A 13751-nucleotide genomic window follows, 5' to 3' on the forward strand; every position below is an offset into this window, starting at 1 on the left:
GGGACGGCGGCCGCCTGCGCGCCGGCGGCCGCCGGCGGGGTGCCGGTCGCCGCGCGGGGCTCGCCGAGCGCGGTGCGCGACTCGCCGAGCGCCGTGCGGGGGCGGCCCGCCCCCGCCGAGAGGGAGAGCAGCACTAAGACGGCCAGGGCCGCACCGCCCACCGGCATCACGCCGGATGTCCCCCGATACCTGGCCATTCGTCCTCCCGTTCGCATCGTGTGAAGCGATCGGGATCTACCCAGGGCCCTCTATGCTGACTCCTGGTCGGCTCCAACGGGTCCGGTGGGAGGAGGAGCGGCGGGGTCCCCCCGGCGTCCCTGAGGCCCTCCCCCGAAAGTCCGGATACCGCATCAGGGTCGTACTACTCAAGTCTGAGATGAAGACCATTCGTCGCGGTGATCTCATTCGGGGGCCGTGCGGCAAAGATAGGTACCATGGCTCAACCCGCCCCCCCAGCGGCCCGCAGAAGCGAGGCCGGCGCCACCGGAATGCGGCGCCGCATCCTCACCGCGCCCCCTGTCTGGCGCGAGCTCCTGCTGGTCGTCCTCTTCTACACCGGCTATACGCTGACGCGCATCGTCCTGGTTCAGGACGGCACCGGGCCGGCGTTCGCGCACGCCGACGAGATCCTGCGCGTGGAGCGCTACCTGGGGCTGGACTTCGAGCTGCACCTCAACCAGACGCTGCTGACCGTGCCCTGGCTGGCGCGGACCGCCAACGTCTTCTACGCCACGATGCACTTCATCGTGACGCTCGCCGTCGTGGTCTGGCTGTACCGCTACCGGCCGCAGCACTACCGGTGGCTCCGCACGTCGATCATGGTCGCCACCGGCGTGGCGCTGATCGGCTTCTGGCTGTACCCGCTGGCGCCGCCGAGGTTCCTGCACAGCGAGGGCTTCGTCGACCCGGTGACCGCGCTGCACTCGCTCGGCCTGTACGCCAGCGACGCGTCCGGGAGCCTGACCAACCAGTACGCGGCCATGCCGTCCATGCACGCCGGCTGGTCGCTGTGGTGCGGGCTCGTCCTGGTCAAGCTGGCGACGCAGACGTGGGCCAAGCTCCTCGGCGTGCTCTACCCCGCCACCACCGTGGTCGTGATCCTCTCCACCGCGAACCACTACGTGCTGGACGCGGTGGCGGGCATGGCGCTCATCGGCGGCGCGCTGTGGGTGTCGTGGATCCTGTACACCCGCTGCCCCGCGCCGCTCATCATCGCGAGGACCCACGTCGCGCACCGGCTCCACCAGTGGACCGGGCGGCGCACGGGCGGCTCCGGGGCCGGCTCCGCCGCCACCGGCGGCGCCACCCGCCCCTGACGGGCGTACGACTCCGGACCCACCGCGTACATCCCGGGGACTACGCGCCGCCCGGTCCCGCGGGCCGGGGGCTCAGTCGGCGCCGTAGAAGACGCGGTCGACGACGGCGCGGGCGCGGCGGGCGTGCCGCCGGTAGTCCTCCAGGAGGTCGCCCGTCCCGGGATAGTCGAGGACGCGGGCGACGGCGCTGCGCTCGCGGCGGTGGTCGGTGGGGAGCAGGTCCGACGCCCGGCCCCGCACCAGCATGAGCGCCCCCCGGATCCGGGTGGCCATGCACCACGCCTCCGACAGGACCTCGGCGTCCTCGGCGCTCAGTAGGCCGGCCTCGACCGCGGCGTCCAGCGCGTCCAGGGTGCGGGTGGTGCGCAGCGTCGGGACCTCGTGGGCGTACCGGAGCTGGAGCAGCTGCGCGACCCACTCCACGTCGGCGAGCCCGCCCGGCCCGAGCTTGGTGTGCAGGCGCCGCTCGACGCCGCGCGGGAGCCGCTCGGACTCCATCCGCGCCTTCAGCCGCCGGATCTGCCGGACGGCGTCCTCGCCGATCCCGTCCTCGGGCCAGCGGACGGGGTCGATCAGCGCGCGGAACCGCTCGCACAGCTCCGGATCGCCGATCATCGGGTCGGCGCGCAGCAGCGCCTGCGCCTCCCAGGGCTCCGACCAGCGGGCGTAGTAGGCGGCGTAGGACGCGAGGGTGCGCACGAGCGGCCCCTGGCGGCCCTCGGGGCGCAGGTTCGGGTCGACCACCAGCGGCGGGTCGGGGGCGGGCAGCGCGAGCAGGCGCCGCAGCTCCTCGGCGACGGCGTGCGCGGCGCGCCCGGCGGCGCCCTCGTCCGCGCCGGGCAGCGGGTCGTGCACGAACATCACGTCGGCGTCGCTGCCGTAGCCGAGTTCGTGGCCGCCGAAGCGGCCCATCGCGACGACCGCCATCCGGGTCGGCAGCGGGCCGCGGGACTCCATCTCGATCTTGTTGATCGCGGCCTGGAGCGCGGCCTCGACGGTGACGGAGGCGATGCCGGTCAGCGCCTCGCCCACCGCGCGGACGTCCACCAGGCCGAGCAGGTCGGCGACGGCCACGCGGAAGAGCTCGCGGCGCCGCAGCGCCCGCACCACCCCGACCGCCTCCTCGGCGCCGCCGCTCACCCGCGCCTCCGGCGCGGCGGCCCCGCGCGGCCCCTCGTTGTGGCGGCGGACGGCGGCGAGCGCCTCCGCGCGCAGCGCCTCGCAGGGGCGCGGCTCCAGGCCGGTGTCGCTGCCGAGCAGGGCGACCGCCTCGGGGGCGCGCAGCAGCAGGTCGGTGGCGTAGCGGCTGGAGCCGAGCACCCACGCCATCCGCTCGGCGACGGTCACCTCGTCGCGCAGCAGCCGCAGGTACCAGGGCGTGGTGCCGAGGGCGTCGCTGACCTGCCGGAACCCGAGCAGCCCCGCGTCGGGGTCGGGCGCGTCGGCGAACCAGCCGAGCATGACCGGCAGCAGCGTCCGCTGGATCGCGGCCCGCCGCGACACGCCCGCGGTCAGCGCCTCGATGTGCCGGAGCGCGCCCGCCGGGTCGGCGTACCCGAGCGCCTCCAGCCGGACGCGGGCCGCCTCCGGGGTGAGCCGGGACTCCTCCCCCGGCAGCCGGGCCACCGCCCGCAGCAGCGGCCGGTAGAACAGCTTCTCGTGGATGCGGCGGACCTCCCGGGCGTGCCGCCGCCACAGCGCGGTGAACTCCCCGACCGGGTCGGTGCGCAGCCCGAGGGCGCGGCCGAGGCGGCGCAGGCCGCCCTCGTCGTCCGGGACGAGGTGGGTGCGGCGCAGCCGGTGCAGCTGGACGAGATGCTCCACGCGCCGCAGGAACCGGTACGCCGACGCCAGCGCCGCCGCGTCGTCGCGCGCGACGTAGCCGCCCTGGGACAGGTCGGCGAGGGCGTCCAGCGTGGTCGGGCTGCGGAGCTTCTCGTCGGCGCGGCCGTGGACGAGCTGGAGCAGCTGCACCGCGAACTCGACGTCGCGCAGCCCGCCCGGCCCGAGCTTGAGCTGCCGCTCGGAGTCGGCGGTGCGCTGGTTCAGGTCGGCCTCGACGCGGCGCCGCATGGCCTGGACGTCCTCGACGAAGCTCTCCCCCTCGGCCGCCTTCCACACGATCGGGGTGATCATGTCGAGGTAGCGGGCGCCGAGGCCGGCGTCGCCCGCGACGGGACGGGCCTTCAGCAGCGCCTGGAACTCCCACGTCTTGGCCCACCGCTCGTAGTAGGCGCGGTGGCTGGCGAGGGTCCGCACGAGCGGCCCGGACCTGCCCTCCGGGCGCAGCGCCGCGTCCACCTCCCAGAGCGAGCCCTCCTCGGTCGAGGCCGAGCAGGCCCGCATCATCGCCGACGCGAGCCGGGTCGCGGTGCGCAGCGCGGCGTCCTCGTCCTGCCCCTCACCGGTCTCGCCGGCGCCCCGCGCTTCCGCCACGAAGACCACGTCGACGTCGCTGACGTAGTTCAGCTCGCGGCCCCCGCACTTGCCCATGCCGATCACGGCGAGCCGGCACGCCTCGTGCCCGGGGACCTCGGCGCGGGCGATCGCGAGGCCGGCCTCCAGCGCGGCGGCGGCGAGGTCGGCCAGCTCGGCGGCGACCTCGGCGACGTCGGCCAGGCCGATCAGGTCGCGTCCGGCCAGCGCGAGAAGGCGGCGCCGGTAGGCGACGCGGAGCCCGACGAGCGCGTCCTCGCCGCGGGCCACCGGCTCCTCGGCGGACGGGTCGGCGCCGACGGCGGCGAGCAGGTCGTCGCGGGGGGTGCCGAGCGGGCCCGCGAAGCCGTCGCGCAGCACCCGCCAGTGGTCCGGGTGCCGCGCCAGGTGGTCGCCGAGCGCCGCGCTCACCCCGAGGACGGCGGTCAGCCGCTCCCGCGTCCCCGGCTCGGCGGCGAGCGCCGCGCGCAGCTCGCCGCCGGCGGCGGGGAGCAGGCGCAGCAGCCCGTCGAGGGCGAGGTCGGGATCGGCGGTGCCGCCGAGCGCGTCGAGCAGGCGGTCATCGGGCCCCGAGCCGTCCCGCTCGGCCTCCGCGAGCAGCCGCTCCGCCCGCGCCGCGTGGGTGAAGCCGAGCCGCGCCAGGCGTCCGGCGAGCGAGGGACGGCGGTCGGAAGTCCAGGACTCGGTCACAGGACCAACCGTAATCCGGTACGGGCCTCAGAGGACGGCCAGCAGCCGCTTCCGCTCGAATTCGGTCACCTGGCGGCGGTAGTCCTCCCACTCCTGGCGCTTGTTGCGCAGGAAGAAGTCGAAGACGTGCTCGCCGAGGACGTCGGCCATCAGCTCGCTGCGCTCCATCGCGTGGATGGCCTCGTCCAGGTTCTGCGGCAGCGGCTCGATGCCGAGGGCGCGCCGCTCGGCCACGGTGAGGGCCCAGACGTCGTCCTCGGCGCCCGGCGGCAGCTCGTAGCCCTCCTCGATCCCCTTGAGCCCGGCCCCGAGGATCGCCGCGAACGCCAGGTAGGGGTTCGCGGCCGTGTCCAGCGACCGGAACTCGATGCGGGTCGAGTGGCCCTTGTGCGGCTTGTACATGGGGACGCGGATCAGGGCGGACCGGTTGTTGTGCCCCCAGCAGATGTAGGAGGGGGCCTCTCCCCCGAGGCCCGCCGTCGAGCCGACGTTGCCCCACAGCCGCTTGTAGGAGTTGACCCACTGGTTGCACACGGCGGTGATCTCCGCGGAGTGCCGCAGCAGCCCGGCGATGAACGCCCGCCCCGCCTTGGAGAGCTTGTACTCCGCGCCGGGCTCGTAGAAGGCGTTGCGGTCGCCCTCGAACAGCGACATGTGGGTGTGCATGCCCGAGCCGGGGTACTCGGTGAACGGCTTCGGCATGAACGAGGCGTGCACGCCCTGCTCCAGCGCGACCTCCTTCATGACGAGCCGGAACGTCATGATGTTGTCGGCGGTGGTGAGCGCGTCGGCGTACCGGAGGTCGATCTCCTGCTGGCCGGGGGCGCCCTCATGGTGGCTGTACTCCACCGAGATGCCCATCGCCTCGAGCATCGTGATGGCGTTGCGCCGGAAGTCGTGCGCGGCGCTGTGCGGGGTGTGGTCGAAGTAGCCGCCCGAGTCCGCCGGCTCGGGCTCGCGGCCGTCCTCCGGCTTGTCGTTGAGCAGGAAGAACTCGATCTCGGGGTGGGTGTAGAAGGTGAACCCGAGGTCGGCGGCCCGCGCCAGCGCCCGCTTGAGGACGTAGCGGGGGTCGGCGAAGCTCGGCGTCCCGTCCGGCATGAGGATGTCGCAGAACATGCGGCCCACGCCCGGCGACTCCGACCGCCAGGGCAGCACCTGGAAGGTGGACGGGTCCGGCTTGGCGATCATGTCGGCCTCGTACACCCGGGCGAAGCCCTCGATCGCCGAGCCGTCGAAGCCGATGCCCTCGCCGAAGGCGCCCTCCAGTTCGGCGGGGGCGACGGCCACCGACTTCAGGAACCCGAGCACGTCGGTGAACCACAGCCGGATGAAGCGGATGTCGCGCTCCTCAAGAGTGCGGAGCACGAACTCCTGCTGACGGTCCAATGCCCTCTCCCTCGGTACTGCCCTGTCGGCGGGACTGCGGTGTCGACGACGCGGGCCCGGCATGCCGGCCGTGCTGAGCCGGTCCGGCTACATCTGCAGTATGCCCGGCCGCTGTTACCGCGACGTTACGCGTCCGCGGCCGGTGATCGGAACATATCCGACCCGGGACCGTCCTCGATCCGCGCGGCGGCCGGGTCGAGGACGCGCGAAAGGAAGGTCCTCGTCCGCTCGTGCTCCGGATCGCCGATCACCCGGGCGGGCGGGCCCTCCTCCACGACCACCCCGCCGTCCATGAACACCACCCGGTCGGCCACCTCCCGGGCGAAGCTCATCTCGTGGGTGACGACGAGCATCGTCATCCCCGCCTCCGCGAGCCCGCGCATGACGCCGAGGACGTCCCCGACCAGTTCGGGGTCGAGCGCGGACGTCGGCTCGTCGAACAGCATCACCTCGGGGCCCATCGCGAGCGCGCGGGCGATCGCCACGCGCTGCTGCTGGCCGCCGGACAGCTGCGCCGGGTAGGCGTCGACCTTGTCCGCCAGCCCGACCCGTTCCAGGTTCTCCCGGGCGGTCCGCTCGGCCTCCGCCCGGCCCCGCCGCAGCACCTTCCGCTGGGCGATCACGACGTTGCCGAGCGCGGTGAGGTGCGGGAACAGGTTGAACGACTGGAAGACCATGCCGATCCGGCGGCGGACGGCGTCGATGTCGACCTCGGGGTCGGTGACCTCGGCGCCGCCGACCCGGACCGTCCCGGCGGAGGGCTCCTCCAGCAGGTTGACGCACCGCAGCAGCGTCGACTTGCCCGACCCGGAGGGGCCGATCACGCAGACGACCTCCCCCGCCTCGACGCGGAAGTCGATGCCGCGCAGCACCTCGTTCGCCCCGAACGACTTGTGCAGACCGCTGATCTCGATGGCCGCCGGGTTCCCGGTGTCCTTGCCGAGGCTCGTCATCGCCGCCCCCTGCGCTGCCGCGCCTCCAGCCGCCGGGCCAGCAGGCTCAGCGGGATCGTGATGAGCAGATAGCAGATCCCGGCCACGATGATCGGGGTGGTGTTGCCCTGCTCGCCCGCGAGGTCGCGGCCGAACTTCGTGAGCTCCCGCTGTTCGAGCGTGATGCCGAGGAACAGCACCAGCGAGGAGTCCTTGCAGAGCAGCACCAGCTCGTTGGTCAGCGGCGGGATGATGATCCGGAACGCCTGCGGGATGACGATCGAGCGCATCGCGCGGGTGTGCGACATGCCGAGCGACCGCGCCGCCTCCAGCTGCCCCTTCGGGACGGCCTCGATCCCGGCCCGGATCGTCTCGGCCATGTACGCGGTGGCGGCGAGGCCGAGGGCCAGGCCCGCCTGCCCCGCGGCGCCGCCGGGGATGTTGGTGCCGGGGAAGGCCAGCGGCACGCCGACGCCCACGAAGATGAAGATCAGCAGGAGCGGCAGGCCGCGGAAGACCTCGATGTAGCCGGTGGCGAACCACCGGTACGGCGGCACCGACGACAGCCGCATCAGCGCGACGACCAGCCCGCCGCCGAGGCCGAGGCCGAACCCCACCGCGGTGTAGACGGCGGTGTTGCGCAGCCCGATCGTGATGATGTCGGGGAACAGGCTCTTCGCGACGTCCCAGTTGGCGAAGTTGAGCCGCAGGGTGCCCCAGTCGGCGAGCGCCGCGACCAGCACGATGACGACGATGAAGATCCCGTACTGGCCGCCCAGGGAGAGCTGCCGGCGGCGCCGGCGGGTCAGCCCGCCCGGCGCCGCCGCCCCGGCCGGCTCGGCGGTCACGATCCGCCGCCGGCGCTCGGCGGCATTGGACCGATCCACTTCTCGTAGATCCGCTTGTAGGTCCCGTCCGACTTCGCCTGCGCGATCACCTGGTTGGTGAGCTTCACCAGTTCGGGGTTGTGGCCCTTGCGCATCCAGAACCCGTACTGCTCGCCGGTGTTGAGGTTCGCGGCGATCTCGAAGCCGGAGTTCGCCGGGTCCTTCAGCCAGCCCTTGACGACCGGGTCGTCCTGGACGATCACGTCCACCTGGCCGGTGCGCAGGCCGTTCAGCTCCGCGTTGGAGTTGTCGAACGAGCGCGGGTCGAAGCCCTTGCCCTTGACGAAGTCCTCGCCGGTGGTGCTCGCCTGCGAGCCGAGCTTGAGCTTCTTGGCCTTGACGTCGTCGAGCGAGGTGATCCCGCTGCCCTTCTTCGCCATCAGCGACTGGGTGGCGTCGAAGTAGGGAGCGGAGACGTCCATGAACTTCACCCGGTCGGGCTTGATCGTCATGCCGCCCATCTGGATGTCGCACTTGCCGGCGTTGAGCGCCGAGCCCGTCTTCATCGTCTCGAACGGGGTGTCCACGATCTTCTGGGTGACGCCGAGCCGCTTGGCGACCAGGTCGATGAGGTCGACGTCGAAGCCGACGACCTTGCCCGACTTCTTGTCCTCCGACTGGAAGGGCGGATAGGGCAGGTGCGTGCACGAGGTGAGCGCGCCCTTCTCGATGAGCTTCACGCCCTGCACCGTCGCGCCCTTGTCGCCGCCGCACGCCGACGCCGTCAGCGCCAGGGCCGCGAGCCCCGCGCCGAGCGCCCGGAGTGTCGTCCGTCTCGACACGTTTCCTCCTGATCATGCTGCCTTCTGATCAAGGCACTATCGCACGGCCGCCCGGGTGGACGGCAGGGGCGGGGGCTGACTCGCCCGTGACCGTCCCCGGATATCCGTTTCCCGGAAATTGACGTGGCGATCATGGGCGGCCGCGGCACTGATCGTTAGCGTGGGTCGCGTCGTGGACATCTCACTTCTTCTCTCGATGACCGACCGGGTGACCGCCCTGGCCACGCCGTCGGCCATGCACCCGGAGTCGTGGCAGCTGTGCGCGCAGGTCGAGGCCTGGGCCCGCGGCCGCGGACTGGTGCTCGGAGATCCGGACACCTCCCCGCTCGGCCGGGCCCGCTGCGAACGGCTCGCCGCCCGCGTCCTGCCGTCCGCCGACCTCGCCGCCGTGGACCTGTTCGCCCGCTGGCTCACCTGGACGCTGGCCCTGGACGACACGCTGGACCACCCGCCCCTCGCCGACAGCGGCAGCGCCGTCCATGCGCTCTACGACGACCTGCTGCGCGCGATGCGGCGCGGCCACGCCCGGCCCGGCGCCCGCCCGCTGGAGGCGGTGCTGGTGGAGCTGTGGCAGGCCACGTCCAAGGGGATGAGCCGCGACTGGCGCCGCCGCTTCATGCTGCATCTGGAGGCTCATCGGGACGGCTGCGCCGAGGAGGCGGTCAACCGGCGGATCGGGCACGTCCCGACCGAGGCGGAGTACCGGGCGCTGCGCCGCCGGGCGTGCGGCCCGTTCCTGTTCGACCTCATCGAGGCCGTCCTCGGCGTCGAGCTGCCCGCACGGCTGCTGCGCACGCCCCGGTGGAAGACCCTCGCCGACGGCGTCGCCGACGCGGTGGCCTGGGCCAACGACCTCGCCTCGCACGACATGGAGGCCGCGCGCGGCGACGTCCACGACCTGCCGTCGGTCCTCGCCGGGGAGCACGGGCTGGACGCGGCGCGCGCGGCCGCCCTGGTGGCCGACCGGATCGCGGACCGGCTGGAGGAGGCGTGGTCGGCGGCGCGCAGCCTGCCCGCGATGCTCGACCGGCTGGACCTCACGGTCGCGCAGCGCGCCGCCGCCGCGCAGGTCGTCAAGGTCCTGCTCGACACGCCGCGCGCGCACATGGACTGGCTCGCCGAGTCCGGCCGCTACGGGCCGGACGCCTCCCCGGCGCCGCCGCGCCTGGACGCGCTCGCGTCGCTGCGCTGAGCGCCGGCGAGGGCGTCCCCGGCCGGCGTGCGGACGTACAGGACCCGGCGGCCCATGCGGTGCCCGGTGACGAGGCCGCAGGCGCGCAGCACGCCGAGGTGCTGGCTGACCGCGCCCGCGGTCACCCCTGTCCGCCTCGCGAGGTCGGTGGTGGAGGCGGGCGTGGCGAGCGCCGCGAGCAGTTCGGCCCGGCGGCGCCCCATGAGCGCGGCCAGGGCGCCGGCGCGCGGCCCGTCCGCCGGCCCGGTCTCCCAGAGCGTCGCGACGCCGCGCGGCGGGTAGCTGAGCATCGGCTGGTAGGGCGGCACCATCACCGAGACCTGCGGCCACACGAACGCGCTCGGGACGAGCAGGATCCCGCGCCCGGCCAGCTCCCCGCGGAAGTCCCAGGGGCGGTCGACGGTGAGCGTCCCGGCGCGCCAGGAGACGGCCTCGTGCAGGTCGGCGAACACGCCCGCGGCGCCCTCGGCGGCGAGCGCGCCGCTGCGGCGCAGGACGTCCCCCTCCAGGAGGTCGCGGATGCGCGGCCAGAACGGCTCCACGGCGGCCTCCCAGTACCGTTCGAGGAGGTCGGCGAGCGTCTCCAGGGCGCGGGCGGGATCCGCGGCCATGGCGCGGCGGGCGGGAGCGAGCCGCCTGCCGTGCCCGGTCCAGGTCAGTTCCGCGGCGACGACCTCGGGCGGGGCGGCGCGCACGGCCGCGAGCTCCGCGCCGAGGTCGGGCAGCGGCGTGTCCGGGGGCGGGGTGAGGAAGTCGGGGATGTACCCGGCGGGCGAGACGACCTCCAGCAGCGGCTCGATGCCGAGCCCGCGCAGCCGGGGCCGGACCCTGCGCACCCACGGCAGGTGGAGCGCGTGGCCGGACGGATCGGCGAGCACCCGCACGCTGCGCACCATCTCCCACAGCGGTGAGAACGCGAACCGGACCCGCGCCACGTCGTCCGGCGCGAGGACGAACTCGATCATTTAGTACAGACTAAATAAATGTCTCGGCGCGCGCGAGGCCCCCACCATCGTGAAAGTGACCACTCTGGAAGAGACTCCTGTCGGTCCCCCTCCCGGCAGGTTCGCGGCGTTCCTGCGCCCCCGTGTCGGCGGCTTCCCCCGGACCTACTGGGTGCTGTGGGCGGGCACCCTGCTCAACCGCCTCGGGACCATGGTCGAGCCGTTCCTCGGCCTCTACCTGACGACCGTGCGCGGGCTGTCGCTGGCCCAGGCCGGTGTGGCGATGGCCGTCCTGGGCGCGGGCTCGCTCGTCGGGCAGCTCGCGGGCGGCGCGCTCGCCGACCGCTTCGGCCGCCGCGTGACGCTGACGTCCGCGACCGTCGGCACCGGCGCGGCCATGCTCGCGCTCGGCTACGCCCAGGGCCTCGCCGCGATCCTCGCGGCGGCGCTGGTGCTCGGCCTGCTGCTGGACATGTACCGGCCCGCCGCGCAGGCGATGGTGGCCGACATCGTCTCCCCCGCCGACCGCCCGCGCGCGTTCGGGCTGCTGTTCTGGGCGGTCAACCTCGGCTGGGCGGTCGCCATGGTGCTCGGCGGGACGCTCGCGCAGGAGGGCTTCCTCTGGCTGTTCTGGATCGACGCCCTCACCTGCGCGGCGTTCGGGCTGCTCGTGTGGCGGGCGGTCCCCGAGACCCGCGTCCGGGACGTCCACGCGGGGCCGGCGGGCGGGTTCGGCCGGGTGCTGCGCGACCGGGTGATGGTCGGCTACGTGCTGGTCACCCTCGTCTACACGTTCGTGCTCATGCAGGGCATGACGACGATGCCGCTCGCCATGAAGGAGGACGGGCTCGGCCCGCGGTCCTACGGCCTGGCGATCGCCGCGAACGGCGTGCTGATCGTGATCGTCCAGCCGCTGGTGAACGCGTGGCTGGCCAGGCGCGACCACACCCTTGTCCTCGTGGCCGGCTTCGCGATGGTCGGGGTCGGCTACGGGCTCACCTCGCTCGCCTCGTCGGTGGCCGCCTACACCGCGACGATCCTGGTGTGGACGCTGGGGGAGATCACCGCCGCGTCCGTCCTGCAGGCCGTGGTCGCCGACCTCGCGCCCGCGCCCCTGCGCGGCCGGTACGGCGGCCTGTACGGGATGGCGTGGTCGGGCGGCTTCCTGCTGGCGCCGCTCGGCGGCACCCAGCTGCTCGGCGCCGGCGGAGGGCCCGCACTGTGGCTGACCTGCGCGGGTCTCGCCCTCGCGGCCGCCGCGGCGCAGCTCGCGCTCGGCCCCGCGATCCGGCGACGGCACGCCGCCGTGCTCGACGCCCACTTTTCGTCAAAGTGACGAAACCGGGTCCGGGGTTCTACCCTTGGACCGTGGCACAACTCAGGATCGCTCTCGCACAGGTGAACTCGACCGTCGGCGACCTCGACGGCAACGCCGACCAGATCGTGGCGTGGACGCGCCGCGCCGCCGAGGCGGGCGCGCACCTCGTCGCATTCCCGGAGATGATGCTGACCGGCTATCCCGTGGAGGACCTCGCGCTCCGCACGTCCTTCGTCGAGGCGTCCCGCGACGTCCTCGAACGCCTCGCCCGCCGGCTCGCCGACGAGGGCCTCGGCGACCTTCCCGTCGTCACCGGTTACCTCGACTGCCCGCCCGTCGGCGAGGGCAAGGCCCGGCGGCCCGGCGCCCTTCCGCTGAACGCCGCCGCATGGCTGCACGGCGGCGGGGTGGTCGTCCGCTCCGCCAAGCACCACCTGCCCAACTACGGCGTGTTCGACGAGTACCGGATCTTCGCGCGCGGCGACCGGCTGCCGGTCGTCCGGGTGCACGGCGTCGACGTCGCCACCGTCATCTGCGAGGACCTCTGGCAGGACGGCGGCCCGGTCGGCGTCACCCGGGCCACCGGCGCCGGCCTGCTGCTGGCGGTCAACGCCTCCCCCTACGAGCGCAACAAGGACGACGTCCGCCTCGAACTGTGCGCCGACCGCGCCCGCGAGGCCGGCTGCGCGCTCGCGTACGTCAACCTGGTCGGCGGCCAGGACGAGCTCGTCTTCGACGGCGACTCCGTCATCGTCGGCCCGGACGGCTCCCCCCTGGCCCGCGCCCCCCAGTTCGTCGAGCACCTCCTCGTCGCCGACCTCGACCTGCCCGCGGCCGGCCCCGCCGCCGACGAGGGCCCCACCCGCGTCGACGCCCAGGACGGCACCACGATCACGATCGAGCGGCGCGTCCTGTCCGCCGACCCGCTGCCCGCCTACCCCGCGGAGGCGCCGACGGTCGCGCGGCCCCTGGAGGACCTCGCCGAGGTGTACGCGGCGCTCGTCCTCGGCACCCGCGACTACGTCCGCAAGAACGGCTTCCGCTCCGTCGTCCTCGGCCTGTCCGGCGGCATCGACTCCGCCCTCGTCGCCACCATCGCCTCCGACGCCATCGGCCCGGAGAACGTGCACGCCGTCCTGCTGCCGAGCCGCTACTCCTCCGAGGGCTCCGTCGTGGACGCCGAGGAGCTCGTGAAGCGGCAGGGGATCAACTCGCGCATCGTCCCCATCGCCGGAATGGTCGAGGCCTTCGAGGAGCAGCTCGACCTGCACGGCCTCGCCGAGGAGAACCTCCAGGCCCGCATCCGCGCCAACGTCTGGATGGCCCTGTCCAACGAGCACGGCCACCTCGTCCTCACCGGCGGCAACAAGAGCGAGCTCGCGACCGGCTACTCCACCCTCTACGGCGACTCCGCGGGCGGCTTCGGCCCCATCAAGGACGTCTTCAAGCTCACCGTCTGGGAGCTCGCCCGCTGGCGCAACACCCAGGTGGGCGCGGACTCGCCGCTCCTGCACCCCTTCGAGCAGGAGCCCGTCCCCGAAGCGATCATCGTCAAGGAGCCGTCCGCCGAGCTGCGGCCCGACCAGCGCGACCGCGACACCCTCCCCGAGTACGCCCTCCTCGACCCGGTCCTGACCGACTACGTCGAACGCGACATGGGCCGCGACGCCCTCGTCGCCGCCGGCCACGACCCCGCCCTGGTCGAACGCGCCATCCGCCTCGTCGACATCGCCGAGTACAAGCGCCGCCAGTACCCGCCCGGCCCCAAGATCACCCCAAAGAACTTCGGCCGCGACCGCCGCCTCCCCATAACCAACCGCTGGAAGGAGAAGTGTTAGCCCAGGGGGGCGACCCCCTGGAACCCC

The 13751-nt window shown here is 73.6% G+C and carries 10 protein-coding genes; 4 read left to right on the top strand and 6 right to left on the bottom strand.

Annotated features, from left to right (window positions below; all coding sequences use genetic code 11):
• Nucleotides 1–434 precede the first annotated feature (434 nt).
• Entirely contained in the window at nt 435–1316 is an 882-nt protein-coding gene (locus tag ABWI07_RS19985) for a phosphatase PAP2 family protein (protein ID WP_235036560.1), read from the top strand.
• A gap of 72 nt (nt 1317–1388) precedes the next feature.
• On the opposite strand, the gene ABWI07_RS19990 is transcribed toward ABWI07_RS19985, so the two are convergent.
• The 5 genes from ABWI07_RS19990 to ABWI07_RS20010 form a co-directional block, all read right to left on the bottom strand.
• Nucleotides 1389–4442 (bottom strand): bifunctional [glutamine synthetase] adenylyltransferase/[glutamine synthetase]-adenylyl-L-tyrosine phosphorylase, encoded by a 3054-nt coding sequence (locus ABWI07_RS19990; RefSeq protein ID WP_353819448.1) that lies wholly within the window; start codon nt 4440–4442, stop codon nt 1389–1391.
• A 27-nt stretch (nt 4443–4469) separates the two neighbouring features.
• On the bottom strand, nt 4470–5831 hold the full coding sequence (glnA2, locus tag ABWI07_RS19995) for a gamma-glutamylpolyamine synthetase GlnA2 (protein ID WP_149257474.1): 1362 nt from the start codon (nt 5829–5831) through the stop codon (nt 4470–4472).
• A 125-nt stretch (nt 5832–5956) separates the two neighbouring features.
• Complete coding sequence (locus tag ABWI07_RS20000) at nt 5957–6784, bottom strand: amino acid ABC transporter ATP-binding protein (RefSeq protein ID WP_149257475.1); 828 nt, start codon at nt 6782–6784, stop codon at nt 5957–5959.
• The gene (locus tag ABWI07_RS20005; RefSeq protein WP_235036561.1) at nt 6781–7650 is read right to left on the bottom strand and encodes an amino acid ABC transporter permease; all 870 of its coding nucleotides are present in this window, start codon (nt 7648–7650) and stop codon (nt 6781–6783) included. The genes ABWI07_RS20000 and ABWI07_RS20005 overlap by 4 nt, the downstream gene beginning before the upstream one ends.
• Nucleotides 7608–8432, bottom strand: a complete 825-nt coding sequence (locus ABWI07_RS20010; RefSeq protein WP_200841682.1) for a transporter substrate-binding domain-containing protein — start codon at nt 8430–8432, stop codon at nt 7608–7610. The genes ABWI07_RS20005 and ABWI07_RS20010 overlap by 43 nt, the downstream gene beginning before the upstream one ends.
• A gap of 172 nt (nt 8433–8604) precedes the next feature.
• On the opposite strand from ABWI07_RS20010, the gene ABWI07_RS20015 reads away from it, so the two are divergent.
• The gene (locus tag ABWI07_RS20015) at nt 8605–9624 is read left to right on the top strand and encodes a terpene synthase family protein (protein ID WP_353819449.1); all 1020 of its coding nucleotides are present in this window, start codon (nt 8605–8607) and stop codon (nt 9622–9624) included.
• Here the strand turns inward: ABWI07_RS20015 and ABWI07_RS20020 are convergent.
• Nucleotides 9564–10589, bottom strand: a complete 1026-nt coding sequence (locus ABWI07_RS20020; RefSeq protein ID WP_353819450.1) for an ArsR/SmtB family transcription factor — start codon at nt 10587–10589, stop codon at nt 9564–9566. The two genes, ABWI07_RS20015 and ABWI07_RS20020, sit on opposite strands and share 61 nt — an antisense overlap.
• Nucleotides 10590–10644: 55 nt before the next feature.
• On the opposite strand from ABWI07_RS20020, the gene ABWI07_RS20025 reads away from it, so the two are divergent.
• Complete coding sequence (locus ABWI07_RS20025) at nt 10645–11904, top strand: MDR family MFS transporter (RefSeq protein ID WP_353819451.1); 1260 nt, start codon at nt 10645–10647, stop codon at nt 11902–11904.
• A 32-nt stretch (nt 11905–11936) separates the two neighbouring features.
• Nucleotides 11937–13724 carry an NAD+ synthase gene (locus ABWI07_RS20030; protein WP_353819452.1) on the top strand — a complete coding sequence of 596 codons (1788 nt, stop codon included), beginning with the start codon at nt 11937–11939 and terminating at the stop codon, nt 13722–13724.
• The last annotated feature ends 27 nt before the right edge of the window (nt 13725–13751 follow it).

This window comes from Actinomadura sp. NPDC000600, assembly GCF_040492135.1.
Taxonomy (GTDB): domain Bacteria; phylum Actinomycetota; class Actinomycetes; order Streptosporangiales; family Streptosporangiaceae; genus Spirillospora.

What these genes read in the sequence shown, in the direction of transcription:
- ABWI07_RS19985 (WP_235036560.1), top strand. Translation starts at nt 435, where the DNA reads ATGGCTCAACCCGCCCCCCCAGCGGCCCGCAGAAGCGAGGCCGGCGCC.
- ABWI07_RS20000 (WP_149257475.1), bottom strand. Translation starts at nt 6,784, where the DNA reads ATGACGAGCCTCGGCAAGGACACCGGGAACCCGGCGGCCATCGAGATC.
- ABWI07_RS20020 (WP_353819450.1), bottom strand. Translation starts at nt 10,589, where the DNA reads ATGATCGAGTTCGTCCTCGCGCCGGACGACGTGGCGCGGGTCCGGTTC.